Genomic DNA, 26,904 nt, shown 5'->3' with positions numbered 1-26,904 from the left:
TAGGTCTTTTATTGGGTTTTCGCTTTCAATTGCAGGTAATTGGTTTGTTTCACTTCTTCCATGACAACATAAGTGCGGGTGTCGTTCACGCCCGGCAAGTGTAGCAAGGTTGTGCCCAGCAATTTACGGTATGCCGCCATATCCGCCACTCGGGTTTTCAGCAGGTAATCAAAATCCCCCGACACCAAGTGACATTCCTGAATTTCATCCAGCTTTTGCACGGCTTGATTAAACTCTTCAAAGACATCTGGCTTGCCACGCACCAAGGTGATTTCAACAATCACCAACAGCGCAGAATCCAATAGCTCCGGATTCAACAGCGCCCGATAACCCGTGATGATCCCCTGTTTTTCCAAACGACGCACCCGCTCCAGACAAGGGGTCGGCGACAATCCGACCTTTCTTGACAAATCAATATTGGAAATCTTGCCGTTACGCTGAAGTTCATCCAGAATGTTAAGATCAATAGCATCAAGTGCTTTGAGTAATTTTTTTGACATTATTGTTATTCCGATGGCAGTAAAAAATAAAAAACCAAGTTTTTACTAGATTACCTGATTTTCACGATTTTTTACAGATTTGAATCGGATTAGCGACGCTTTATTTTAACAAAAAGCGCCCTTGAGCAATACGAATCAGGGTTCCAATCAGCAACAAAGCCATGCCGATATTGCCGAGCACAAATAAAATCATGCCTAATTCGGCAATTCCTTGCCCGTTTGTCATTTGTGTTAAGTATAGCCCCACATTGGCGAGTGAACCCAGTCCAAATGAGAATCCCCAAAATCCCATTGTGAAGCCTTGAGCATAAATCCAAGGAAGCAAACGTACCAAAAAAACGAACTGTAATAGTCCGTAGCCAAGCAATGCTAGACTCAGCGCATCAACTTCGCCACCGTTAAGATGAAAATAAGCATTCCCGGCAACAAATGCTGGTGCCAACTGAATACCGATCACCGGGCGGATGGCTTCATCAAGCGCCCCCAAATTGCGCAGACGCTGCAATACTGCTGGTTCCAGCGTCAACCAAGAGAGCATTGCCATGCCAAAAAATAACATCCCCCATGAAACATAGCCTAATTCGCTCAAGCCGATAGCACTGACAAAATTGGCAGCCACTGTCGGCAAATAAATCACGGGTGTCGTCGCTTCTGCTTTGTGTATGCCACGCCACAGCCCGGCAGAGCGGTACGCAGCAAACAACAACTGCCCTAGCGTACCAAGTAGAATCAGCCACGATGCAAGCGGATAAATCACATGTAATAACGCCATACCCAATAGCATTGTTGTGATCGGGATCAAACTGATAAAGCAGCAAACAACCAAATGCTGCAACTCTTCCCTGGCACTATTGGCTGCAATCACCCATTTGGCAAGGTAAACGCCGAGCAACAATAACCACACAATACCGCTGACAAACAGAATAATATCAGCGATCAGTGGCGAAACCTCAGGAAATAGTCGCTGTGCATGCCGCCATGCCAACCCAATGGCAAATAACCCTAATGTAATGCCAAAATAGCTGACGGGAACGGGAAATGGTTTTAACGTTGGTTGATTCATTTTTTAATCTCTATCGCATATCAATATCGCATATCAATGCTGAGCTACTGATAATTTATCATTGCGCTATCTTAGTTGAAAGCATATAGGAAAGAAATCTTAAAAAATTAAGGAAAAGTATAAAAAGGAAAAGTATAAAACAAGTTCAGCTTGCTGACAAAGTTAGAATACACAAATTAATATTGTAAAAATAGCAACTGTATTTCCAAAAACAGTTGCTACCTTGCCTCATCAAATATCTTTATCAATAATCTAGTTATTCATAACGCTTGAAAATCAAGCTCGCATTGGTGCCGCCGAAGCCAAAACTGTTTGACATCACCGTGTTCAATTTCTTGCCAATTTGCACTTCGGTCACAATATTCATGCCCTGTGCTTTTTCATCCAGCTGATCAATATTGATGCTTGGGGCGATAAAATCGTGGTTCAGCATTAACAATGAATAAATCGCTTCGTGCACACCTGCCGCACCCAACGAGTGACCGCTCATCGCTTTGGTCGATGAAATCGCTGGTGTATTGTCACCAAACACTTCACGCACTGCTTCCAGTTCTTTCACATCACCAACCGGGGTTGACGTGCCGTGTACATTTAAATAATCGATCGGTGTATCTACGCTTGCCATCGCTTGGCGCATACAACGTGCTGCACCTTCACCGCTCGGTGCCACCATGTCATAACCGTCGGAAGAAGCGCCATAGCCGACAACTTCGGCATAAATCGTAGCGCCACGGGCTAACGCATGTTCCAGTTCTTCAACCACGACCACACCACCACCGCCGGAAATGACGAAACCATCACGCGCCGCATCATAGGTGCGCGAAGCTTTTTCCGGACAGTCATTGTATTTGGTTGACAATGCGCCCATTGCATCAAACTCACAGGCACATTCCCATGCTAATTCTTCTGCACCGCCGGCAAACACCACATCTTGCTTGCCTAATTGGATCAATTCCACCGCATGCCCGATACAGTGCGCTGAAGTAGCGCAGGCTGAGCTGATGCTGTAATTCACACCACGAATCTTGAATGGCGTTGCCAAACAAGCGGAAACACTGGACGCCATGGTTTTGGTGACCGCATAAGGACCGATGGCTTTCACCCCGCGTGGACCGCGCATCGCATCTGCTGCAACAATTTGATTATGTGCCGAACCGGTACCTGCGCCAATCACCAACCCGGTGCGATCATTTGAGACTTGCTCCGCTGCCAAGCCGGAATGTTCAATGGCTTCCTGCATCGACAGATAGGCATACGCCGCTGCATCACCCATAAACCGCATCACTTTACGGTCAATCAATTCCGCCGGATTCAATTTGATGGTGCCGGCAACATGGCTTCGCATACCGATCTCAATGAATTCCGTCACACTGGTAATACCGGATTTACCTTGCTGCAAAGCAGCCAGCACTTCCGCTTTATTATTACCAATGCTCGAAATAATGCCATAACCGGTGATCACTGCTCTTTTCATTTACTCCAACCCTTCCTTCATCAAAACGTAATATTTTTAAACTGACCCGCTTATTGCGGAACAAATTTCAACGTACAACTGTTAGCTGAATAAATTACTATGAAAATAGAATATTGCAAGTTTTAATTACTTTCTGTCACCATTTTTGCACATTTTTTATGCAAAAAGCCGTTGCTATGATTTTAACGCAACATCTCTATTCTCATAACGGTTAAAATAGCGTACTACCATATTCAGCTATCAACAAATCTGAGATCAATATCGACCGCCATGAATAAAAAACTGACAACTCAAGCGCCACAATTAGCTTTTCAAGCTGATGATACCCCGATTTCATTACAGTTTGATGACATCTATTTTTCAACGCACAATGGGCTGGCGGAAAGCCGCTATGTTTTTCTGGAAGGAAACCAATTGGAGCAACGCTGGCAACAGCACGCACAACCGCACTTTGTCGTGGCGGAAAGCGGTTTCGGTACTGGGTTAAATTTCTTCACCTGCACTCAGCTATTCCGCCGTTTTCGACAGCAATATCCCAAGCATATTTTAAAACGCCTCTATTTTATTTCCTTTGAAAAATACCCGCTAAGCCCGGAGCAATTGCAACAAGCACACAAGGCGTTTCCTGAGTTTGTTGCACTTAGCCAGCGTTTACGACAGCATTATCCGTTTAACTTAAAAGGCTGCTATCGTCTGCATTTTGACGAAACCGCACTGGATCTGTGGTTTGGCGATATTCACGAGAATTTGCCTTTATTAGGCGATAATATGCTGCAAAAAATTGATGCGTGGTTTTTAGATGGTTTTGCGCCGAGCAAAAACCCACAAATGTGGTCGCAAAGTCTGTATGATGCAATGTATCGTTACAGTAAATCCAATGCTACGTTCGCCACCTTTACTGCCGCCAGTGCGGTGCGTATTGGCTTGCAGCAAGCCGGATTCAAGGTGACTAAACGCAAAGGATTCGCCCATAAACGGGAAATGCTGTGTGGCTATAAACCGGGCTGTTCTGCTGTTACTAATACCGTTACTGATACCGCTGCTGCCATCACAACCCCTTGGTATTATGCCCAAAGTGCGGTCAACAATATAAACCCAGTGCAAGATATCGCGATTATCGGTGGCGGCGTTGCTTCACTGTTTACCGCACTTTCCTGCCTGAAACGAGGATTAAAAGTCACGCTATATTGCGAAGATGATCAAGTGGCAATGAACGCTTCCGGCAACAAACAGGGTGCGATTTATCCACAACTCAGCGATGATGATCTGCGCAACAGCCGCTTTTACGCCTACGCTTTCGCTTATGCGCTGCAACAATTACAAGATCTGGCACAGCAAGGTCTTGAGTACGAATCCGGCTGGCAAGGTGTCGCAATTTGTGCGTACAACTGTAAGGTCAAACAAAAATTAGCCCACATTATCGAACAACAGTGGGGCGCAGATCTATTGCATTTTTGCGATCAAACCGAGCTGAGTCGCTTGAGCGGAATCGAGTTAAATTGCGACGGTGTTTTTATCCCCAAAGGCGGTTGGCTGGCGCCGCAACAACTGGTGCAAAATGGGTTTAAACAGTTACAAAAGTGCGGTCTGACGATTCATTTCAAGCAATCGATTATCAGTTTACAAGCTGAAAATAACCTCTGGAGGCTGTTTAATGATCAAAAGGTACAGTTTGAACATCAGGTAGTGATTCTGGCTAATGGTCATCAAATAACCCAATTTGACCAAACCGCCCGACTTCCACTCTACCCGGTGCGCGGACAAGTCAGTCAAATTCCGACGGGGGAAAAACTGAAAAACCTGAAGGCGGTACTCTGCTACGACGGTTATTTAACACCGGTTGATCAGGCACAGCAAAGCCACTGCATTGGCGCCAGCCACCTGAGAAATAGTGCTGACCGCACTTTCAGTGCCGCAGAACAACAGCAAAACGCTGACAAACTACGACAAAATCTCGTCGGTTGTGACTGGTTGACGGAAGTGAATACCGATGACAATTTAGCACGTATCGGTGTGCGTTGCAGCACCCGTGAACGCATTCCGATGATGGGCTGCGTGCCAAACTTCGAGCAAACCGCCAAAGTGTACCACAATCTATTTAACCTGCGTCGGCGTCGCCAACCGATTTCTACCGCACCATATCACCTCAATTTATACCTGCTAGCCGCACTCGGATCGCGTGGTTTAACCTCAGCGCCACTATTAGCAGAGGCGTTAGTCTGCCAAATTCTAGGCGAACCGATTCCACTGGGTGAAGACATCCTGCAAGCCCTCAGCCCAAACCGCACTTGGATCAGAAAATTATTGAAAGGAACGCCTTTGACATAAGAGTAGCGGCTGTGTTTGTTGGATTGGTATCTACTTTTATAACTCAAATTATGTATTTTAATCTTTATCAGTCGTCTGCAAATATTTCACATTTGTTATTGATTTGTGAAATTTATTCAGTATAATAGCCGAATACCCTAAAAAAGTATGACTCCAAATATATTTTACCCTTCATTTCGAAGGGTTTTTTTTGCCTATCGCACCGCTGATCACAATTGCTGATACACTTTCAAGGCGTAAGCATCTGACATCCCGGCGATATAATCACAGATAACCCGCTTTTTATCCGATTCAAGCGCACGTTGCCAGCGCTTTACCATATTCGGCGGCAGTAAACGCTGCGGATCCGATTCAAAAATGCGAAATAGTTCAGACAAAATCCGCTGCCCTTTGTATTCAATCCGTTGAGTATCCACATGGCAAATCACATTTTGCCACACAAATTTTTTCAGTATCGCCAGCACCTGTTCCACTTCTGACGGTAGCTCGGCATTATAGCGCAGCAGAGGTTCTTCCAAATTGTGGTTCAGTTTCCAACGTGCCGACGTGATAAAATAGTTCACCAATGCTCCAATCGCATTTTTACGTTGATAGTGGTGTTCGGAGAACAGTTTCTCGCTCAATTGATCGATATTTTGTCGAATCCATAATGATTGGCAAGCGCTCAACTGCTGATGCGCCTGCTGCCATTGCTGCAAGCTGACCATGCCGACCACGATCGCATCTTCCAAATCATGCACCGCATAAGCGATGTCGTCGGCAAGTTCCATAATGCTGCAATCTAATGATTTATAGACGGTTTTTAAGCTATCTTCTGCAGTCTTTCGTGGCTGCTGAAAACGGCAAAACGCCTGTTTATCGGCTGCAGTTAATGGAGCAAGCAACCAATCGAATACCGCCAAATCATCACGAAACAATCCCTTACCCGGTTTCCAGCTACGCATATTGATATAACGTGGATCATCTAAGTGCGGTGCCGTTGCTAGCTCAGCATATTGCGGCGACGCCTGATCCAAAATTGCAGGATATTTCACCACCCCTAAAATCGCACGGCGTGTCAGATTCATGCCGGCTTTTTCGGTGTAAGGCTCCAATTTAGTGATCAAACGAAAGGTTTGCGCATTGCCCTCAAAACCACCATGTTGTGCCATCATATAATTCAGTGCTACTTCACCGCCGTGTCCGAATGGCGGATGCCCGATGTCGTGGGCAAAACACAGTGTTTCGATCAAACTGATTGGTGGCAACAGCGGTTTCAGCGCTTTTTGCAACGTGCTTTCGGCACAGTTTAACTCAACAGCAAGGGCTTGAAACGGTTCGACCAACCCCAACTGCGCCGCCAGACTGCTGCCAATTTGTGCCACTTCCAGCGAGTGAGTCAAGCGAGTGCGATAAAAATCATTTTCGCCGACAGCATGAATCTGGGTTTTTGCTTGCAGACAACGAAATGCCGCCGAGTGCAGAATTCGTCCGCGATCACGCTGAAACGGCGAACGATGATCGTGTTCGCGTTTTGGATCATCGATATAACGCTGTTTCCACGCTTTTTGAATTTGAATCGTCATAGCTTTCCTTAATCTAGCTGCACACCGTATTTTTCATCGAATCAGTTAAACCGCACTTTGCCACTATTACCATGTCAGTTCGTCCAATGCGCGTCCAAAGCTCGGTACGAATACGGTTAAAAAATATTCCATTTCATCACTTTTCCACTCACTCATCAAACTTTGTAAGCGTTTCAGCGCCGGTACGAATTCTTGATTGCCGTGTTCCAATTCCGTGCGGGCTTTGATATAAGCGCAAAGGAGGTCAGCTTGTTTCACAATATGTTTATCTTGTTTATCAATCAATTCCGCACATAGCAACGGTGCAAAATCCGCTTGCAACTCAGTCGGCAATAATGACAGCAGATGTTTTTCTGCTGCACTTTCAATCTGTTTGTAGGCCTGAGTGATCTCTTGATTAAAATATTTAACCGGGGTCGGTAAATCACCGGTAAAAATTTCACTGCTGTCGTGATACATCGCAATCAATGCAATCCGCTCCGCATTCACCTTGCCGTCGAAAAATCTATTTTTAATCACGGCAAGGGCATGCGCAACAAATGCAACCTGCAAACTGTGCTCCGCTAAATTCTCTTTATCGATATTTCGCATCAGCGACCAGCGCTGGATCAGCTTCAGCCGATCCAAACAGGCAAAAAAGTGGCTGGTTTTGGTGGTAAACATACAAAAATAAATCCTCTATAATCAAAAATCTCCCTTTCTCGGTATGTTATTCAAATTTGTCATCACATACAGAAAAAGGGAGATTCTCTTGGTATTTTTAAACCTTATTGAATCGAATAAACCGTCACTTCCACTCGACGATTCGCTTGATCGCAGGCTTCACGCATTTTGGCATCGCTCGGATTTCGTTTGGCACAATCTTTGGCAACCAATTGCTCAGAGCTGTAACCCATCACTTCCATCGGGAAATGTACACCTTGCTGTTGTAACAAACTCAACACGGTTTTAGCGCGATCTGCCGAGAGCTTTTTACTAGCGGCTTTGCTCTCACCCGGTGCGCTATGTCCGCTGATGACAATATGGCTGATGTGGCGCTGATCTAAGCGCTTAAGATCTGCCGCCAGCGCTTTAATTTCACTTTTTCCATCCGGATACATCCCAGCCAAATCAGCTTTATTGGTTTGAAACAAAGTGCGTGCCGACAAAGAAAAATTTTGTAATACCGTTTTTTCTTTACAGTGGTGCGGTGCAATCACCCGCGAAAGAGTTTGTTTCTGCGTTGGCATACTGCGAATTGCTTGTTCACCGCTTTCAGCCTCAACCCGTTGGAATTCCGGCTCTCCGTTTAGATTGGATACTACTTTAATAAAACTGCTCTGCTGCGACGGAATGGTATAATAAACGCCTTTATCTCTTTTAATTTGCCGATTATCACTGCTGCTGAAAGCCGTGCTGAATAAGTGCGTTTGCGCACATAATGAAACCGCTTTATATTGGTTTTCTTGCAGTGAGGTGTGGTAATCACCGTCAACATACACATTCACTGCAGGGCCGTTGATGGTACCAGCTTCACGATAAAAAATGACTTGCGACAAATTTTTATCCAAATCTGTGGCATTCAAAAACGGCGATGTATAGGTTGACCATTTTTCAAAAAGTGGGGTCTGCTGGGCTTGTGAAACGCCAGCATTACATAACCATGCCATTACCAAGACCGTCGCGATTTTCTTCATATAAGACCTAAATTATTGATTGTTGATATTTTTATATCTGATGAACAAAACGTCGGTACCACTTTTTGCCGACAATTTTTATTGCGGATCTGATTAACCAAATTTATCGATCACAGTGATATTATGTTAATCGTTGACCGCACTTTTGTTTGTTTTGTAAACAAGCATTGTTTTAACGATCTATTCTAAATTCTTATCGATTGATCGCCAAGCAAAAAGCATGAAAAAATGTGATTTATGCCTTTAAATTCATAAAAATATACATTATGCCGTTTTAATAAAAATCTCACGCTCAATCCAGACCGGATAATTCAAAGCGCTCTTTTTCTTTTTCGCTGTCGTTTGTTGTACTGCATTGAGTAAACTTTCGGCAATTTTTTGGTAAGGTTGAACCGCACTAATCACTGGATTCGGCAGCAGCTCCAACATCTGCTGATCACCAAAAGTCGCAATCGTCAACTGTGGCGGGATCCGCCCCTGCTGCTGTAGCAGCACTTGAAATACGCCTTGTAGCAAGGTAAGCGAGGTAATAAAAATCACATCCGGCAGACAGTTGTGTTGCAACCATTCGCCAAACACTTGCATCGCCGATTCGCGGCTAAAGTGCGGTGCGTATAAATACTCAGTGTTCAACGTATGCTGCTGCAACACTTGGCGGAAACCCAGTTCCCGTTCTTGACTGATCGGAAAATGCCGCTGCGCACCAAAATAGAGAATAGATTGCGGTTGGCTGCTTTGCAGCAGCTGTGCAGCCAAATGGCGACTGTCTTCCTGATCGTGATATAAGATATTAATATTATTTAAATTATTGGCTTTACGGTCAAATCCGATAATCGGTATATTTTTGACCCGTTGATAAAAATCATCACTCGTCGAAAGTGCGGTCGAAACCACCAACGCATCAATTTTTCTTGCCAAAAGCTGTATCGCACAGGCTTTTTCGTTTTCAGCGTCATCGTTCGAACAAGAGATAAACAGTTGGTAACCGGCATGGCGACACAAAGCTTCAAAGCGCATCGCAATTTTAGCATAGCTGATATTTTCCAGATCCGGCACAATCAGTCCGATGGTATTGGTATGTCCGGCACGTAAGCTAGCTGCCACTGGATTCGGTTTGAAATTATGCGCATTCACCACCGCCATCACTTTATCAATGGTGCGATCGCTAACCCGAAATTGTTTGGCTTTGCCGTTGATAACATAGCTGGCAGTGGTTCGTGATACCCCAGCTAATTTAGCAATTTCATCCAGTTTCATTGTTCTTCCTTGATTACAGCAAGTATAACATTAAAAACAAAACCGCACTTTCAAGCAAAAGTGCGGTCTAGCAATTACTTCACTCGCATTCCAGGTTGGGCGCCGTCATCAGGGGTCAGCACAAATAAATCGCTGCCACCCGGTCCGGCAGCCAACACCATGCCTTCGGAGACACCGAATTTCATTTTGCGCGGTGCAAGATTCGCCACCATCACGGTCAAACGCCCTTCCAGATCTTCCGGTTTATAGGCCGATTTGATCCCGGCAAACACTTGGCGGGTTTCACTGCCGATATCCAAAGTCAGTTTCACCAATTTGTTGGCTTCCGGCACAGCTTCTGCTTTGACAATTTTGGCGACCCGCAGATCGATTTTGGCGAAATCGTCAATTGAAATGGCCTCGGCAATCGGTTCATATTCAGATTTTTCCGTTGCTTTCTCTACTGTCGGCGGTGCAAGTTGCGCATTTTCCACTTTCGATAGCTCCACTAATTCGTCAATTTGCTTATTATCCAAACGGCTGAACAACGCTTTGAATGGTGCGATTTGGTGTGCCAGCAATGGCGTGGATAAGCTATTCCATGTCAATTCAGTTTGTAAAAACGCTTCGCTACGCTCCGCCAATTTCGGCAACACCGGTTTCAAATAGCCCATTAAAATGCGGAACATCTCAATCCCCATCGAACAGACCTGATGCAATTCCTGATCTTTGCCCTCTTGTTTAGCAATCACCCAAGGCGCTTTGTCGTCCACATATTTGTTGGCTTTATCTGCCAACGCCATGATCTCGCGGATCGCTTTGCCGTATTCACGGTGTTCAAAATAGTTCGCAATCGTTTCCGACGCTTGGCTGAACTCCGCCAGTAATTCAGGATTTTCCAGCGTTGCCGCCAGTTTGCCGTCAAAGCGTTTTTGGATGAACCCGGCATTGCGTGACGCTAAATTCACCACTTTATTGACGATATCCGCATTCACTCGTTGTACGAAATCTTGCAGGTTCAAGTCCAAGTCATCAATGCGATGACTCAGCTTCGCTGCATAGTAGTAACGCAAATATTCCGGGTCGAGTAGTTTGAGATAAGTTGCGGCTTGTATGAACGTGCCGCGCGATTTCGACATTTTTTCGCCGTTCACCGTCACATAGCCGTGCACAAAAATATTATTTGGCTTACGATAATCACTGCCTTCCAGCATTGCCGGCCAGAACAGGCTGTGGAAATACATAATATCTTTACCGATAAAATGGTACAGCTCCGTTGTGCTGTCCTTTTGCCAAAACTCGTCGAAATTCAGGCCTTGGCGATCGCACAGATTTTTGAATGATGCCATATAACCGATCGGCGCATCGAGCCAAACGTAGAAATATTTGCCCGGTGCATCCGGAATTTCAAAACCGAAATATGGCGCATCACGGGTGATGTCCCATTGCTGCAAACCGGCTTCAAACCACTCCTGCATTTTGTTCGCTACTTCCTGTTGTAACGAACCGGAGTAAATCCAGCCTTTTAGCATCGCTTCAAAACTCGGTAAATCAAAGAAAAAATGTTCCGATTCTTTCATCACCGGTGTAGCGCCAGACACTACCGAACGCGGATTAATCAGCTCAGTTGGGCTGTAGGTCGCTGAGCAGACCTCACAGTTATCGCCATATTGATCTTCCGATTTACATTTCGGACAAGTTCCTTTCACGAAACGATCCGGCAAGAACATACCTTTTTCAGGGTCATACAGTTGCGAAATAGTGCGGCTTTTAATAAAACCGTTGCTTTTCAACTTGGTGTAGATCGCTTCGGACAATGTGCGGTTTTCTTCGCTGTGGGTCGAATGATAATTATCAAAACTGATATTAAACCCGTCAAAATCGGCGCAATGTTCGCTTTTCACCTGCGCAATCAAGGCTTCCGGCGTAATCCCCATTTGATCCGCTTTCAGCATAATCGGCGTGCCGTGCGCATCGTCGGCACAGACGAAATGGATTTCATGCCCACGCATCCGCTGAAAACGCACCCAAATATCTGCTTGGATATGTTCCAATAAATGACCTAAGTGAATCGGACCATTGGCGTAAGGCAGGGCGCAGGTCACTAAAATTTTGCGGGCTGAGTTTGGCATAATAGGTTTGAAATCCTTGTAATAAAACGTTCAGGAAACCGATTGCGGTTTCAAGTAAATCCATCAATAAAAAATGAAAAAATAGTGCCTAATCTTACCTCAACAACCGCACTTTTGCCAGTTACGAACCGCACTTAACCGATTAATTACAGACTATAACGTTCCGATTTTGCCAGTTTATGCAAAAATACCGACACGGTTATACCCGAATTATATAATTTCAGCAAATAGCACTTAACAGCACGCTTTAAGCATGTTTAAATAGCCAAGACGAATGTTACTTGAAATTTGATATAACCCTCTAAAAATAAAGGAATTATCATGGAGCTCTTTTCCTCTGCGACAACATTAAGCGATACGCAAAAAAATCAGGTTGAACAACTGGTTGCAAACTTTAGCGATCCTACTTTACAAAAAAATCTGATCGAGCTGAAAGCCCTGAAAAAAATCGAACTGGGCGGCAGCACGCTACGCCTTGAGCTGACCCTGCCATTTGCCTGGAAAAGTGGTTTTGAACGTTTGAAAACCGCACTTGAAGCGGATTTATTGCAAATCAGCGGCGCCAAACAGATCCGTTGGCAACTGAATTATCAAATTGCCACCTTGAAGCGTGCCAACAATCACCCAGCAGTCAACGGTGTGAAAAATATTATTGCAGTCACCTCCGGTAAAGGCGGCGTAGGCAAGTCAACTACGGCGGTCAACCTAGCATTGGCGCTGAAAGCGCAAGGCGCACGGGTTGGAATTTTAGATGCTGACGTATACGGTCCATCTATTCCGCATATGTTAGGCGCAGCCGATCAACGTCCGACGTCACCGGATAACAAGCATATGGTAGCGATTGAAGCGCACGGTATCAGCGCCAACTCGATCGGTTTTTTAATGCCGCCTGACAATGCCACAATCTGGCGCGGTCCGATGGCAAGCAGCGCACTCAGCCAGTTATTACAAGAAACCTGGTGGCCAGATCTGGATTACCTGGTAATCGATATGCCACCGGGCACTGGCGATATTCAACTGACACTGTCGCAGCAAATTCCGGTCACCGGTGCGATTGTGGTGACCACGCCACAAGACATTGCGTTGCTGGATGCGGTCAAAGGCATCGCGATGTTTGAGAAGGTTTCCGTGCCGGTGCTTGGCATTGTTGAAAATATGAGCGTACATATTTGCGCCAAATGCGGTCAGCACGAAGCGATCTTCGGTACTGGCGGTGCGCAAAAAGTGGCAGAAAAATATAATATTTCGGTGCTGGGGCAAATTCCGTTGCATATCCGTCTGCGTGAAGATTTGGATCGCGGCACGCCAACAGTCGTTGCTGCACCGCAGCACGAAATCAGCCAATATTTCCTACAACTGGCGGAAAGCGTCGCCAGCCAACTATACTGGCAAGGCAATGTGATTCCGGCGGAGATTATGTTTCGCGAAGTGAAGTGATTTTTGCTAAGCACTAAAACAATGCAGCAACTGCATTTCCAAAATATAGAATGCAGTTGCTACACTTCAATTGTTTATCAAGACGTTGGGGAACTCAGTCATAGGGTACAATCGCCGACTATGGATAATCGTTGTAATATATACTCCATCATCAATTATCTCATAAATAATACGCTAACCACGGCAAAAAGTTTCTCTTATTCCAGCATTTCGTGAGCGCCCAATCCCAAGGGACGTAAAAGCGATGAGATCAATTTTTTCATACAAATCATCAGATAATTTAATAGCACTCACAACTGAATAAGTATAATCAATAATATTGCCTAGTATTTCATCAATATCGCACTGTTCTTTCTTCGTAACAACCACGTCACGTTAAAATTAAGTGTGCCGTCCTGCTGATAACAAAAAACCCGCTAACAGAGTAACGGGTTTCTGACTTCAGCTAAAACAGGTTAAGTTGCCAAAGCTTCTTGTTGCAGATGTTTAATATGTCGGTTAACTTCTGACATCACACCGAATTTGCGTAAATTTTTCACTTTAGGCAGTACGATTTTGCCTTGCTGAAATTCAAACAGACCGATGCCTTGAATAAAAAAAGTACCAGAAAACAGGATTTTGACGTAACGGGCAATTTGGAAAGGATTGTAGCGTTGAAATACTCTGATCTGCATAATAGCTCCTACAAATTTCGCTAGTTTATTTTATTAATTTTTATCTTATTAATTTGCATGCTGCACTACGTTGGACTACTAAAATGAACGTTGGTTCATTTTTATTTTATACAAAAAGAGCGGTTTAATCTCATTGATTAACCGCTCTTTTGAAGTGGATCACACTATTTTATCATGATGTTATTGCACGATTATTTCCCGGAACGGCGTGCTTTGACCGCACTTGCCAGATCGCGTAAAACCTGCTCACTATCCGCCCAACCCAAACAGCTGTCGGTAATGCTTTGTCCGTAAACCAGCGCTTTACCGACGGCTAAATCTTGACGCCCTTCCACCAAATGGCTTTCAATCATCACCCCGAAAATTTGTGTTGAACCGTTGGCAATTTGATGACAAACATCGGCAGAAACATCCAACTGTTCCTTGAATTTCTTGTGGCTGTTGGCATGACTGAAATCTACCATCACATGCGCTTTTTTGCCTGCTTTGGCTAACGCAGCACACACTTTTGCTACGGATTCAGCATCATAGTTGGTATTATTATCGCCACCACGCAGGATAATATGGCAATCATCATTGCCTTTGGTGGTCACAATTGCCGAATGCCCGAACTTGGTGACCGACAAGAAATTGTGCGGTGCTTCTGCCGCGCCAATCGCATCCAGCGCCACACGCACGCTGCCGTTAGTCGCATTTTTGAAACCAACGCCACAAGACAAACCGGAAGCCAGTTCACGATGCACTTGTGATTCGGTGGTGCGCGCACCGATTGCGCCCCAACTCATGAAATCTGCCACATATTGCGGCGTGATCATATCCAAAAATTCACCGGCTGCGGGTACACCTAGATCGTTGATATCCGACAACACCTTGCGTCCAATCCGTAAACCGTCATTAATTTGGTAGCTGTCATTTAGATACGGATCATTAATCAAGCCTTTCCAGCCGACAGTGGTGCGCGGTTTTTCAAAATAGACCCGCATGATGATTTCCAATTCGCCAGCCAATTCGGCGCGCATTTGCTTAATTTTTTTCGCATATTCCAGGGCCGCTTGCGGATCATGAATCGAACAAGGCCCGATCACCACCAATAAGCGGTCATCATTGCCGTGAATAATCTCATGCGCTTTTTTACGGGTCGATTCTACGGTTTTCACCGCAATATCACTGGCAGGATATTTTTCCAATAACGCCACCGGCGGCAGCAGCTGTTGAATATTGGCAATACGTAAGTCATCGTTCTGATACATTTTTTGTCCTAAATTAATTAAAAATCTGGTGCGAGTTTAACATGTCTTTTTGTACTAGTAAACTAGTTCATTGATACATTTTATCAATAACTGCTTAATACCGCAGCCGGCTGTAATTTCGCCGCCCGTGCCGCTGGGTACAGACTGGCGAGCAGGCTTAAAATCAGCGCTGACAACAAAACCAATCCGATATCTGTCCAATGTAACTCACTTGGCAGAAAATCAATAAAATAGATGCCATCAGATAAAATTTGGGTGTGCAATATTGCTTCAATTGCCTTGATAATATCGGTCAAATTCAATGCTAACAACACCCCAAGTACAATCCCGATCAGGCAGCCTTTCATGCCCGACAACAAGCCATAACTGATAAAAATACGGCGGATAAAGCCGTTATTGGCGCCCAGCGTGCGCATAATTGCAATATCGCCCTGCTTGTCTTTCACTGCCATAATCAGGGTGGAAACGATATTAAAACACGCTACACCGATCACCAGCACCATCGCAATATACATCACCGTGCGGATCATCTGAATATCACGGTACATGTAGCCGAATTTGCCAAGCCAACTGGTGGCAGTCAGCTGCTGCGGATAGTCAATCAGACCGCTGTAGTCCATTTGATTAACCTGAAACGGATCGTGCAGCGCGATTTCAATTCCGCTTGCCTGCTGTGCGGTCATGCCTAAATAGTCCCGCGCGATTTCAATCGGCAACAGTGCAAAGCTATGATCCAGTTGTCCATCCAGACGCAAAATACCGCTGATTGGCAAGCGAAACCGTTTTGGCTGGCTGTTCGCCATATTATCGCTGACCTGTGAAAGCAACAACGACACGCTATCGCCAACCTTCACATCCAATTCGCGTGCAATACCTGCACCAAGAATCAAGCCCGATTGTGCACCGAACTCTGTCCAACGATTATCCTGCACAAACTGCCCCATGGCGCTCACACCATCTTGCAACGTTTTGTCCACCCCACGCAGTTGCGCTACTTTCAAGCGGCTGCCATTTTCAATCAACGCAGTGAAACCGACATAAGGTGCTATCCCTTTCACAATCGGCTGCGAAGCCAAACGTTGTGCCAAATTTTGCCAGTCTTGGATTTCGCTCGGTTGGGCCGCCACTTGATAAGCATTGATTTCAATATTCGGCACCACCGCCAATACGCGCTGGCGCAGTTCACGCTCAAAACCGTTCATGGCGCTCAAGCCGATGATTAGCACTGCCACGCCCAGCGCAATCCCAAGCGTAGAAAATGCCGAAATCAGACTAACTAAGCGGTTGTTTTGTTTGCCACGCTGATAACGCCAGGCAATAAAAAACGGAGTATTCATGCTGCGCTATCCTTACGGCACGTCGGCACGTAATACGCCGTCTTGCATCACCATACGGCGCGACAGTTTGTTGGCGAGGTTCATATCGTGGGTCACCAATAAAAAACCAATCTGCTGTTCTTGGTTCAGTTGTTGAATCAGTTCAAAAATGCTTTCGGTGGTTTTGCGATCCAGATTGCCGGTCGGCTCATCAGCGAGCACCAATGCCGGACGATTAACCAACGCCCGCGCAATCGCCACCCGCTGCCGTTCGCCGCCGGACAGTGCCGACGGGCGGTGTGAAGTGCGGTGCGACAACCCGACCGCAGTTAACATCTGTTCGGCACGATCTTTGGCTTCGCTCTTGTTCTGTTTGCCGATCAGCAACGGCATCATCACGTTCTCAAGTGCGGTAAAATCCGCCATTAAATGATGAAATTGATACACAAAGCCTAAATAACGGTTGCGCAATTCCGCCAGTTTATTGGCGGCAAGATCAAATACGTTTGCGCCGTTCAACAGCACCTCACCGCTGTCGGCACGATCTAAACCGCCCAACAAATGCAGCAGTGTACTCTTGCCCGAGCCAGAACTGCCGACAATCGCCACCAATTCGCGGTTCTGCATTGAAAAACTGACATTTTTCAGCACCTGCGTTGTGTTATCACCCTCTTGGTAAGACTTATTCAAGGCGTGGCACGCCAAAAGTGCGGTTTGCGAAATTTCGTTCATAACGTCTCTCAATCATTCGTAGCGTAGCGCATCCGCTGGCTCAATTTTGGCTGCACGATAAGCCGGATAAAGGGTGGAAAGCAAGGTTAAACCCAAGGTGGCGATCACTATCAGTGCCAGCTGCGTGCCGTCAAACAGCACCGGCAAAGCAACTGCACTTGGGTTAAACACGCCGATAATCGGATTGATATATTCCGCCAGCAACCAACCCAAGCCGCAGCCAAGCCAAGTGCCAATGACGCCAACCAGCAAGCCCTGAAAAATAAAAATCTGCATCACTTGGCGTTTTTTCATGCCTTGGGTTTGCAAAATTGCAATTTCGCCCTGTTTATCCAGCACCATCAAACTCAATGAAGTCACGATATTGGCAATCGCCACCACAATAATCAGCCCGATCAGCAAGCCCATCATATTTTTTTCCATCGCCACGGCTTGGAAAAATTCACCTTTCTGTTCACGCCAGTCGGCGATTTTCCATTCGCTTGGTGGAAAATAATCTGGTAGTTCGGTAATTTTAAACGGATCATCGAGAAACAGGCGCACGCCCTGCACTTCATTCGGCGGAATGCGCAGTAAGCGCCCGACATCTTGGATATTGGCATACACTTGGCGTTGATCGCTGCTGCTGTCCCCATGGAGAACCGCAGCAACACTGAACAAGCGCTGCACTGGCACCCGTCCGAACGGGGTGTATTGGCTGTTCGCCGCTAACATCACGCGCACTTTGTCACCGACTTGCAACTTCAGTTCGTTTGCCAACGCCGCACCGATCAAAATATGGTAATCACTCGGCGCAAGCAGTTGCGGCAAATCCAACTCGTCCCACGCCAAAGCCGGATCGTCCGATGAATCGAATACGCCGATAATCCGTGCTGCACCAATGCCGGTTGCGCTTTGCAAAATCACGTCGCTGTTGTTGATCCCAACCGCACTTTGCACAAACGGCGGCAACTGGCTGAATCTGAAATCCGCCGCCAAGTTGCGGTCCAAAGGCTGAATCACCGCATGCGGCAAAGTGCTGAGCACGTTGTCTTTTTGTTGTTGCTGCAAGCCGTTCATCACCGACAGCACAATCACCAGCGCCATCACGCCCAGCACAATGCCGATACTGCCAAGCCAAGTAACCACACGCCCGAAACGATCCGCACTTTTGGATCGCCAATAGCGCCACGCAATAAACAGCGGTACAGAACGGAATCTCACCATTGCTTATTTCAAACTCGCGGCAAATTGTTCGATATTATCGCGCACTTTGCCAACCAGAATTTCAACGGCGGAATCTGCTGCCCAGGCAATATGCGGAGTCACCAGCAGATTTGGCAACACTTTTGCCGCTTCCATCACCACATTGCCTTTTTCCGGCGGCTCTTTGATCATCACATCAATCGCCGCACCACCCAAATGACCGCTCTTTAACGCCGCCACCAAGGCATTTTCGTCCACTAGCGGTCCGCGCCCGGTGTTGATTAAAAACGCCCCTTTTTTCATTAATGCCAAGGTTTCTGCGTTAATTAAATTTTGTGTGGTCGGGGTGAGCGGACAATGCAAGCTGACAAAATCTGCTTGCGCCAACACGTCGTTGAACGGCGTATAACCGTCGCGACAAGTGGCTGCGTCTTTATGTTCGGCGTACAGCACTTGCATGCCGACCGCCGTTGCCAAACGTCCTACTTCGCTGCCCAGATTGCCTTTGCCAAAAATACCGATCACTGAGTTGCGCACGTCGGTGAGCGGATAATCAAAGTAGCAAAATTGTTTATTATCTACCCAACGATCCGTCAGTTGATCGCGATACCAGCCCATTAAGCTGTGTTTGAGGGCAAAAATCATGCCGATCACATGTTCCGGCACGCATACCGACGAATAACCGGCGACATTTTTGACGATAATTCCCAGCTCCTGTGCTGCATCCAAATCGACATTATTGGTGCCGGTAGCGGTGACGGCAATCAGTTTTAGCTTGGGTAATTGCTGCATCAAGGTTTTGTCGATCACCACTTTATTGGTCACGGCAACATCAGCGCCCTGCAAACGTTCTAACGTTTGCTGCGGATCGGTCGCCTCATAAGCGATCCACTGATGTTCAATATTCGGACGCGGAATCGGAATGTGTTTCGGTAAAGAACTGCTGTCTAAATGCACAATTTTTAACATAGGTCACTCACTGGGTTAAAACGCTAGCGTATTGAGAGATTCAATACGTCAAACAACGGCAACAGGCTGCTAGTGAATCGAATATTCCTGCACCATGCCGCCAAGTAATTGGTCACGCAATAAATCGGAAGTCGGATCGTCCGGACATTGCTCGATAAAATAGTCAAAATCTACTAGCGCCGCATGGTAACAATCCATGCTTGCCAGCACCAAGCCACGATCACGAATCTCGTACGGGTTATTTGGTTGACGGCGCAGACACCACTCAATTAGCCGTAATGCCTCGCTGCCACGCCCTTCACGAATCAAAGCATTTTTCAAATTTTGCACAAAATGTTCCTGCAAAATCTCGGCGTCGCCTTTTTCTAATTCATCACTGTAGGAAGATAGCCCAAAGCCGACATAGCCTTCAATCCACTTATCCAAAGTGTCGTGGAAAATATATTCTCCATCCCAAGGATTAATAAAGGCAGTTTCATTGTTCACATCGGCGCGTAGTAGCACTTGTGTTGGAAAATTCACCGGAAACAACGGTAAATTCAAGCTCTCCGCCAAATATAAAACCAAAGCACTCAAGCTAGAAGCCGTACCGCTTTGTTTCTCTAGCAATTGATCAATCAGCATTGCATCGGCGGCAAAGTGATTATTGGGATTGCAGTGAAATCCCCATTCACCATACACCAATTGCAGGAGTTGATGAATTTGCATTTTAGCATCTTGGGTTTTATCAATCATTAGATGAACTTTACGCACCATATGTCCCAAGCGCCCCCAAATACTGCTGCTTTTTGGGTTTTCATTCACCACCTTATAAAGCTCGACCATTCTCACCATCAAAGCTTTTTGTAAAGTTCGCTCTTCCTCATCCAGTATTATCATTTCGCTTCCTATTTGATAGCACTACACCAATTGCGCCAAAGTCACTCGGTCATTATCAGCGTAATCTTTCACAGTTTCAACCTGTTGCCAACCATTTTTTGCAAATAACGACCGCACTTGTTGCCCTTGCTGCCAACCGTGTTCCAGCAATAGCCAACCTCTGGGTTGTAAATACGGTTTTGCTTGTTGAATAATCCGATTTAAATCCGCTAATCCTTGCTGCTCAGCAACCAACGCCGTCAGCGGTTCAAAACGTACATCGCCTCGTGCCAAGTGCGGATCGGCTTGATCGATATACGGCGGATTGCCGACAATCATATCAAACTGCGATTCCGGCGCGAGTTCACTGAACCAGTCACTTACCAAAAATGTGACATTTTCAACACCATTCAACCTTTGATTCTCTTTTGCCAGCTCAATGGCTTGTGGAATTTTATCCAACCCTGTCACATGAATATTGCAATGTCGGCTAAATTGCTGCTGCAATGTTTTTGCCAGTGCCAAAGCGATTGCGCCGGTGCCGGTGCCTAAATCTAAAATATGATACGCTTTGACCGCACTTTGTGTAATCCGTTCAGCGGCAAGTGCTAAGGCTTGCTCTACTAATATCTCGGTATCAGGGCGGGGAATCAAAGTATGTTCCGAAACTTTTAGCGTTAAATTCCAAAATTCCCTTTCACCTAAAATATACGCCATCGGCTCACCTTGTAAACGACGCAATAAAAGTGCGGTCAATTGCTGAATTTCAGCCATGCTTAACAGGGTTTCTCCAAATGCCAATATAAAGGAGCGACTTTTTCCGCTGAGATGTTGCAGTAATAACTGGCTATCCAACTTCGCACTCTCACTTACTGTCAGCGTTCTCTGTGCAAAATCAAGCCATTGTTGATAGCTTAGCGGAGCAAGATCCAAGACTTCAAATTGCTCACAAACCAACGTTAAATCGTCACTGAAAGTTATTCCTATCTCCGATAAACTGCCAGTGAAATAGTCTTGGTGCACTCGATACCAAGTGGCATAATCCCCCTCGCCTTCAGCTAACGCAAAAGCTTCAGAAACTTGATTCATCGGCAGTTCTTCCACAGAAGATAACTTAATAATGGCCCCCGGCTGCTGCCGACTATCCAAAATAATCTTAAATTCTCCGACACGAGGAAGCGGTTCTCGATCATGAAGATAACTTGCTTTGGCATCACAAGTCGCCGTTTTCTGTCCGGCCATCACTAAAGCTAAAAGATAATCGGCATACTCTTCAGCAAATGCCCAACTCTCCGCTTCTGCAACAATATTATTCCGCTGGCAATACTGTTGCCAATATGCTTGGATTTGCTTGTTTTTCATCATGTTATCCATTTAACTTTGTTGGTAACACTTGTTACCGCTCCAAAAATAGGCGGATATAAAACCCGCTGTAGACTGCTGACAAAGATATTTTATGAGGCAAAGTCGCGAGAGGAATTTAAACTTGCTATGTAAGTCAGAATCCCAACACCGAATACATCACTAAGCGCATGTGCTAGAAAGAAAGGGAAGAGATTTTTTGGGCGTATGGTTTTATAAAGAAAATAATAACTGCCACCTAAAACTAAGGCGATGCCAACAGCCGCTGCTTGCCCTTGGTAGGTGTGAAAAGCATAGCGAATCAGCAAGGCGTATAGAATAAATAACCATCGTTGATGTCGAGCAACGGCTAGGCAAATCCCTAAGAAAAATATTTCTTCATAAAAACCATTTAATGCAGCATAAAGCAAGAGGGAAAGATCTATCTTAGGCAGCACTGTATAAGCGCTTGATAGGTCGACACTTTCTTCACTTACTGGAAATGGAATGATGTAAGACCAAGCCATAAAGAACATATCCATGGCTAGCGCAACGGCTAAGAAAATTCCGACACCTTGGACAATGGCTTTTAAATTAATGGAGATGGTCCATTGGGCAAAATTAAAGTTGCGTAGTCGAAGATAACACATTGCAAGGGCGAGTAATACAGCCTGAACACCCAAGTTATCCCAGTTCATATTACTAGTGAATTCGATTTCTTCCCCAATTTGTTTATCTGCTAAATCAACATAAATGATTAATGAGTTATAAATAGCGATAGAAAACATAATAATAGTAAGGACTAATACATCCCACCAAGTCAAGTTGGTAAGTTTCTTATTATGATGATTTATCACGTTACCTCGGTAAAATTAATAGCAGGATTCTATAAATAAGTCTTTAACATGCTACAAAAAATTAGACTATTACAGGATTTAAACAAGAAAAGATGGTGCGGAAGGGGGGACTTGAACCCCCACACCCGTTAAGGCTCTAAGACCTGAACCTAGCGCGTCTACCAATTTCGCCACTTCCGCAATTTGGGTTGAATTTTTTGTTTAATGGCTGGGGTACTAGGATTCGAACCTAGGAATGCTGAGATCAAAACCCAGTGCCTTACCGCTTGGCGATACCCCAATAAAATAAAAATTCAGTTATTTGATATAGATTAGTCGAATGGCTGGGGTACTAGGATTCGAACCTAGGAATGCTGAGATCAAAACCCAGTGCCTTACCGCTTGGCGATACCCCAATCTATGACATTGCAAATCTGATGAATGGTGCGGGAAGAGGGACTTGAACCCACACACCTCGCGGCGCCAGAACCTAAATCTGGTGCGTCTACCAATTTCGCCATTCCCGCGCAAATAAATATGGTGGCTATGACGGGATTCGAACCTGTGACCCCAACATTATGAGTGTTGTGCTCTAACCAACTGAGCTACATAGCCATTCAATTATTTCTGCGTTCACCTCATCGGTTTTGCGGGGCTAATTATGCTAATATCGCCCTTGCTCGTCAACCGTTTTTTATTAAAAAAGTGCTTTTTTAATTTATTCGGACACAGATTGAGCAGTTTAATTGCTATTCGTGCAATTTACCAGCAAAAATTATTCAGCGCTTAATTTAGGGTCTATTGATGTTTGTTTATAATTTGAGCTATAGACCCTAGTCTTCTAATAATTGCACCAATAACTCGCCGTTCCAAAGCGCACGTTTAATCAAGGCAAAGGCGCCAATAATATCGTCGTGTGCCAATTCTGAGGCTTCAAGTGCGGTATTTTGCACAAAATCCGACAATGCCATTGCTTGCAGCGCTTTTTCAATCGCCGGAAAAAGCACCTGTTGCGCTTGCGTTATTTGCCCGGAAAGAATAATTTTCTCTGGATTTAACACGTTGATACATACCGCCAATACTTGCCCGATATATTTCCCGATCCGTTGAAACAATTCCACCAGTAGTGGATCGCCTTGGTTCACGGCGGCACAAATGGTATCCAGATGACAATTCTGTAAGGTCACACCATCGCAGTGATGCCCTTGTTGCAGCAACTCACGCACACTGTCTTCAATTGCTTGATTGCTAACCAGCGTTTCCAAGCAACCGAAATTACCGCACTTGCAACGTTTGCCGAGTGGATCGACTTGAGTATGCCCGATTTCACCCAGATTATTTTTACTGCCGCTAAACAGCTCACGATTTAAGATGATGCCAGCGGCAACGCCACGATGAATACGCAGCAGCAGCGAATCGCTGGTTTCACGAGTTTTGCCAAAATAGGACTCTGCCAACGCCAACGCTCGTACATCATGCCCGATAAACACCGGAAGCTGGATCAACTGTTGAATAGATTCTGCCAGTTTCCATGGTTTTTGTAGATTAAGCTGTGGCATAAAGCGAATCGTGTTGCTCTGTTGATCCACAAAACCGGGGACCGTAATGCCACAGGCGATGATCTGATAATCATTCTGCTGCAATTCTGACAGCGACTCACGAATGTGCTTCAACAAATATTGCTCCAGTTGTTCAACTGTCTGCTCAGTTTGCAGCTGATATTTGCGTTTAAACAGTATTTCGGTTGCCAGATTCATTGCCGCGACTGTGACACTGGTGCGCCCCAAACGGATCAAAAGGCAGACAAATTGTTGCCGTTCCGCCACAATCGAGGTTGCCCGTCGTCCACCGGTTGATTGCTGCTGTGCCACCTCTTTGATTAAGCCTAAGCGCAGCAGATTGCGTGTAATTTTGGTGACGCTAGCAGCAGCTAAACCACTCATTTCCGACACCTGAATCCGTGATATCGGCCCGTGTTGATCGATCAAACGGTACACCAATGCACCGTTTGCTTGTTTCACAAAATCAACATTCACTATTTGTATTTGTTGGTTCATCACTGTCCTTGTTTTGAGTACACGCGTGCTATTTTATATCCTATCTCTAATCGATTGATACTGTTTTAATCTTTATAATGTCAAAAAGTGCGGTAGCCAAAAACAGCATACCGCACTTTTGCACTGCTAAATCAGTTGTTTTAATAGTGGTGCAATACGCCATTGACTGCGGTAGCAGACACCTGGAAACGGTGATCAAACACGGTAAGATTTGCCACTTTGCCGACTTCAATTGATCCCAAAGTGCGGTCAACACCAATCGCACGCGCCGGATACAGCGAACACATTCGCAGCGCTTCAAGCAAGTCGATGCCAACCTGTTCCACTAAATTTTGCAGCGATTCAATCATGGTGATCGCCGAGCCGCCGAGGCTGCCGGTTTTTTCGTCGTAGCATTTGCCATCTTTGACAATCACTTTGGTGCCGACAAAATCAAACCATTCGATATCAGCACCGGCAGCGGCGGTTGCATCGGTTACCACCACCAATTTTTCGCCTTTAATCTGCTTGGCAAAACGAATATTCGACCAAGTGACATGCAACCCGTCCACGATAATGCCGGTATAAATATCCGACTCCAGCACTGCGCCGACCACGCCCATATCACGCCCGGAACTGATTGGCGACATGGCATTGTGCAGATGAGTGGCAAAACTGATGCCTTCATCAATCCGCTGTTTCGCTAGATCATAATTGGCGTTGGAATGCCCGATCGATACCAAAATTCCGCTGTCGCTAAAGCGTTGCACATACTTAGCAGCTTCATTTTCTGCCGCAATCGTCAATTTGGTGATCACATCGCTATTAGCACATAAAAATTCCAGCATTTCCGCAGAAATTTGGCGAATATATTGCGGACGATGCACCCCTTTTCTCTCCAGGCTGAGATAAGGACCTTCCAAATGCAGCCCCAACGCTTGGTTAGCATTGTTACTGTCTTGCAAATACTCACGCATCACCGCAACCGCACTTTTTATGCCCTCATCCGGCGCTGTGATAAAGGTCGGCAGATAGCTGGTACAGCCGTAACGCATATTGGTTTGCTGCATGGTGTGTAGGGTTTCAACGGTAGTATCCAAATTGAACATCACTCCACCGGCACCGTTTAATTGCAGATCGATAAAACCGGCGCTCAGGTTTTTTCCAGCCAAATCAACGCGCTCAATCTCAGCAGGAAGATCTTGTTCCGGCACTATCGCTTCAATCAATTCATTATTAACAATCACCGCATGTTGATACAGTGCTTTGTCTGTCGTGTAAATCACGCCGTTGGTTAAGGCATAACGCATCATTTCCCCCTATGCCACACTGGCAATTTCAGCCGCTTCCAAATTGGTAAAATACTTGACGGTTTTGACTTTCAGCTCTTGCGTTGCCGGTTCGTCACACACCAAAATTGCTTTAGTGTGCATTTGCAGCGCACTAATCGTCCATAAGTGATTGACACAACCTTCCACACCCGCCTGTAACGCCAACGCTTTATTATGCCCTGTTGCCAAAATCAGCACCTCTTCTGCATCCAACAAAGTCGCAACGCCAATCGTCAACGCATATTTCGGCACTTTAGCCAGATCATTATCAAAGAAGCGCGAGTTGGCAATCAGTGTATCTTCGGTCAAGGTTTTAATCCGCGTTCTGGAACTCAGCGATGATCCCGGCTCATTAAACGCAATATGACCATCACTGCCGACACCGCCCATAAACAGATGAATTTTGCCGTAGGAACGAATTTTTTCTTCATATAAACGACATTCTACATCATGATCCGGTGTGTTACCGTTCAAAATATTGACATTTTCCGCCTGCACATCCACATGGTTGAAAAAATTCTGCCACATAAATGTGTGATAGCTTTGTTCGTGATCCTGTGGCAGCCCGACATATTCATCCATATTGAACGTGACCACGTTTTTAAAACTCACTTTTCCTTGCTGATACAGTTTGATCAATTCTTTATAGGTTTGCAGCGGCGTACTCCCTGTCGGCAGCCCCAACACAAACGGCTTTTCTGCTGTCGGTTGAAATTCATTGATCTTTTTTACAATATAACTAGCTGCCCAACGGCTGACCTGTACAGCATTTTTCAATGGAATTAGTCTCATGTTGTTCTCCCTTACATCATCTATTAATTATCGCGATTAAATTAAACAGTCTATAAAACTGAATCAATTTAATCATTTTTTTTAATGAAAAGCAAGATTGTTTTCAAGCCAATAAACAAGCAGAAAAAACTTGCAATAAAAAGAGGATTAAGCCAATATAAACACTCTTTATG

The 26,904-nt window shown here is 45.4% G+C and carries 22 protein-coding genes and 5 tRNA genes; 2 read left to right on the top strand and 25 right to left on the bottom strand.

Annotated features, from left to right (window positions below):
• Window positions 1–8: 8 nt before the first annotated feature.
• From lrp to fabB, 3 genes are all read right to left on the bottom strand, one after another.
• Complete coding sequence (lrp, locus tag FHQ23_RS06750) at window positions 9–500, bottom strand: leucine-responsive transcriptional regulator Lrp (RefSeq protein WP_139613630.1); 492 nt, start codon at window positions 498–500, stop codon at window positions 9–11.
• A gap of 100 nt (window positions 501–600) precedes the next feature.
• The gene (gene tehA / locus FHQ23_RS06745; RefSeq protein WP_139613629.1) at window positions 601–1,563 is read right to left on the bottom strand and encodes a dicarboxylate transporter/tellurite-resistance protein TehA; all 963 of its coding nucleotides are present in this window, start codon (window positions 1,561–1,563) and stop codon (window positions 601–603) included.
• A 256-nt stretch (window positions 1,564–1,819) separates the two neighbouring features.
• Window positions 1,820–3,037, bottom strand: coding sequence for a beta-ketoacyl-ACP synthase I (gene fabB / locus FHQ23_RS06740; protein ID WP_139613628.1), 1,218 nt, complete (start codon window positions 3,035–3,037; stop codon window positions 1,820–1,822).
• Between the two features lie 270 nt (window positions 3,038–3,307).
• Here fabB and mnmC point away from each other — a divergent pair, with 270 nt between their 5' ends.
• Window positions 3,308–5,365 (top strand): bifunctional tRNA (5-methylaminomethyl-2-thiouridine)(34)-methyltransferase MnmC2/FAD-dependent 5-carboxymethylaminomethyl-2-thiouridine(34) oxidoreductase MnmC1, encoded by a 2,058-nt coding sequence (gene mnmC / locus FHQ23_RS06735; RefSeq protein WP_139613627.1) that lies wholly within the window; start codon window positions 3,308–3,310, stop codon window positions 5,363–5,365.
• Window positions 5,366–5,574: 209 nt separating this feature from the next.
• Here the strand turns inward: mnmC and FHQ23_RS06730 are convergent, their stop codons facing one another.
• The 5 genes from FHQ23_RS06730 to metG all read right to left on the bottom strand — a co-directional run bounded on the left by FHQ23_RS06730 (window position 5,575) and on the right by metG (window position 11,974).
• Window positions 5,575–6,930, bottom strand: coding sequence for an anti-phage deoxyguanosine triphosphatase (locus tag FHQ23_RS06730; protein ID WP_139613626.1), 1,356 nt, complete (start codon window positions 6,928–6,930; stop codon window positions 5,575–5,577).
• Between the two features lie 66 nt (window positions 6,931–6,996).
• Window positions 6,997–7,593 carry a 5'-deoxynucleotidase gene (gene yfbR, locus FHQ23_RS06725; RefSeq protein WP_139613625.1) on the bottom strand — a complete coding sequence of 199 codons (597 nt, stop codon included), beginning with the start codon at window positions 7,591–7,593 and terminating at the stop codon, window positions 6,997–6,999.
• 104 nt (window positions 7,594–7,697) lie between these two features.
• On the bottom strand, window positions 7,698–8,606 hold the full coding sequence (locus tag FHQ23_RS06720; RefSeq protein WP_139613624.1) for an OmpA family protein: 909 nt from the start codon (window positions 8,604–8,606) through the stop codon (window positions 7,698–7,700).
• A 264-nt stretch (window positions 8,607–8,870) separates the two neighbouring features.
• A complete protein-coding gene (gene cra / locus FHQ23_RS06715; RefSeq protein ID WP_139613623.1) occupies window positions 8,871–9,863 on the bottom strand; it encodes a catabolite repressor/activator in 993 nt (330 codons plus the stop codon).
• Window positions 9,864–9,937: 74 nt separating this feature from the next.
• Window positions 9,938–11,974 carry a methionine--tRNA ligase gene (gene metG, locus FHQ23_RS06710; protein ID WP_139613622.1) on the bottom strand — a complete coding sequence of 679 codons (2,037 nt, stop codon included), beginning with the start codon at window positions 11,972–11,974 and terminating at the stop codon, window positions 9,938–9,940.
• A 321-nt stretch (window positions 11,975–12,295) separates the two neighbouring features.
• Between metG and apbC the strand changes: the two genes are divergently transcribed.
• Entirely contained in the window at window positions 12,296–13,411 is a 1,116-nt protein-coding gene (apbC, locus tag FHQ23_RS06705) for an iron-sulfur cluster carrier protein ApbC (RefSeq protein WP_139613621.1), read from the top strand.
• 455 nt (window positions 13,412–13,866) lie between these two features.
• Here apbC and FHQ23_RS06695 read toward each other — a convergent pair whose 3' ends face one another.
• From FHQ23_RS06695 to nagB, 17 genes are all read right to left on the bottom strand, one after another.
• Window positions 13,867–14,085 (bottom strand): DUF1107 family protein, encoded by a 219-nt coding sequence (locus FHQ23_RS06695; RefSeq protein WP_442805412.1) that lies wholly within the window; start codon window positions 14,083–14,085, stop codon window positions 13,867–13,869.
• 191 nt (window positions 14,086–14,276) lie between these two features.
• Window positions 14,277–15,335: a 3-deoxy-7-phosphoheptulonate synthase AroG gene (gene aroG / locus FHQ23_RS06690; RefSeq protein ID WP_139613620.1), complete on the bottom strand. Its 1,059-nt coding sequence runs from the start codon at window positions 15,333–15,335 to the stop codon at window positions 14,277–14,279.
• An 83-nt stretch (window positions 15,336–15,418) separates the two neighbouring features.
• Window positions 15,419–16,672: a lipoprotein-releasing ABC transporter permease subunit LolE gene (gene lolE, locus FHQ23_RS06685; protein WP_139613619.1), complete on the bottom strand. Its 1,254-nt coding sequence runs from the start codon at window positions 16,670–16,672 to the stop codon at window positions 15,419–15,421.
• Window positions 16,673–16,684: 12 nt separating this feature from the next.
• Window positions 16,685–17,383: a lipoprotein-releasing ABC transporter ATP-binding protein LolD gene (lolD, locus tag FHQ23_RS06680; protein WP_139613618.1), complete on the bottom strand. Its 699-nt coding sequence runs from the start codon at window positions 17,381–17,383 to the stop codon at window positions 16,685–16,687.
• 12 nt (window positions 17,384–17,395) lie between these two features.
• On the bottom strand, window positions 17,396–18,589 hold the full coding sequence (locus tag FHQ23_RS06675; protein ID WP_139613617.1) for a lipoprotein-releasing ABC transporter permease subunit: 1,194 nt from the start codon (window positions 18,587–18,589) through the stop codon (window positions 17,396–17,398).
• Between the two features lie 3 nt (window positions 18,590–18,592).
• Window positions 18,593–19,537 carry a 2-hydroxyacid dehydrogenase gene (locus FHQ23_RS06670; protein WP_139613616.1) on the bottom strand — a complete coding sequence of 315 codons (945 nt, stop codon included), beginning with the start codon at window positions 19,535–19,537 and terminating at the stop codon, window positions 18,593–18,595.
• 69 nt (window positions 19,538–19,606) lie between these two features.
• On the bottom strand, window positions 19,607–20,416 hold the full coding sequence (locus tag FHQ23_RS06665) for a SirB1 family protein (protein ID WP_139613615.1): 810 nt from the start codon (window positions 20,414–20,416) through the stop codon (window positions 19,607–19,609).
• A 21-nt stretch (window positions 20,417–20,437) separates the two neighbouring features.
• Window positions 20,438–21,757 carry a peptide chain release factor N(5)-glutamine methyltransferase gene (gene prmC / locus FHQ23_RS06660; RefSeq protein ID WP_139613614.1) on the bottom strand — a complete coding sequence of 440 codons (1,320 nt, stop codon included), beginning with the start codon at window positions 21,755–21,757 and terminating at the stop codon, window positions 20,438–20,440.
• 92 nt (window positions 21,758–21,849) lie between these two features.
• Entirely contained in the window at window positions 21,850–22,560 is a 711-nt protein-coding gene (locus tag FHQ23_RS06655; protein ID WP_267963648.1) for a CPBP family glutamic-type intramembrane protease, read from the bottom strand.
• Window positions 22,561–22,686: 126 nt separating this feature from the next.
• Window positions 22,687–22,773, bottom strand: a tRNA-Leu gene (locus tag FHQ23_RS06650).
• Window positions 22,774–22,798: 25 nt separating this feature from the next.
• Window positions 22,799–22,873 (bottom strand) — tRNA-Gln (locus FHQ23_RS06645).
• 40 nt (window positions 22,874–22,913) lie between these two features.
• Window positions 22,914–22,988: transfer RNA gene (locus FHQ23_RS06640), tRNA-Gln, on the bottom strand.
• Between the two features lie 26 nt (window positions 22,989–23,014).
• Window positions 23,015–23,099, bottom strand: a tRNA-Leu gene (locus tag FHQ23_RS06635).
• A gap of 11 nt (window positions 23,100–23,110) precedes the next feature.
• A tRNA-Met gene (locus FHQ23_RS06630) sits at window positions 23,111–23,187 on the bottom strand.
• A gap of 218 nt (window positions 23,188–23,405) precedes the next feature.
• Window positions 23,406–24,629, bottom strand: a complete 1,224-nt coding sequence (locus FHQ23_RS06625; protein ID WP_139613613.1) for an ROK family protein — start codon at window positions 24,627–24,629, stop codon at window positions 23,406–23,408.
• 140 nt (window positions 24,630–24,769) lie between these two features.
• Window positions 24,770–25,918: an N-acetylglucosamine-6-phosphate deacetylase gene (gene nagA / locus FHQ23_RS06620; RefSeq protein ID WP_139613612.1), complete on the bottom strand. Its 1,149-nt coding sequence runs from the start codon at window positions 25,916–25,918 to the stop codon at window positions 24,770–24,772.
• Window positions 25,919–25,927: 9 nt separating this feature from the next.
• Window positions 25,928–26,731 (bottom strand): glucosamine-6-phosphate deaminase, encoded by an 804-nt coding sequence (gene nagB, locus FHQ23_RS06615; RefSeq protein ID WP_139612089.1) that lies wholly within the window; start codon window positions 26,729–26,731, stop codon window positions 25,928–25,930.
• Window positions 26,732–26,904: the final 173 nt, after the last annotated feature.

The organism is Testudinibacter crocodili (assembly GCF_006228025.1).
GTDB lineage: Bacteria > Pseudomonadota > Gammaproteobacteria > Enterobacterales > Pasteurellaceae > Chelonobacter.
Note: the sequence above shows the minus strand (reverse complement) of the source record. Positions and strands in the feature narration are given on the sequence as shown.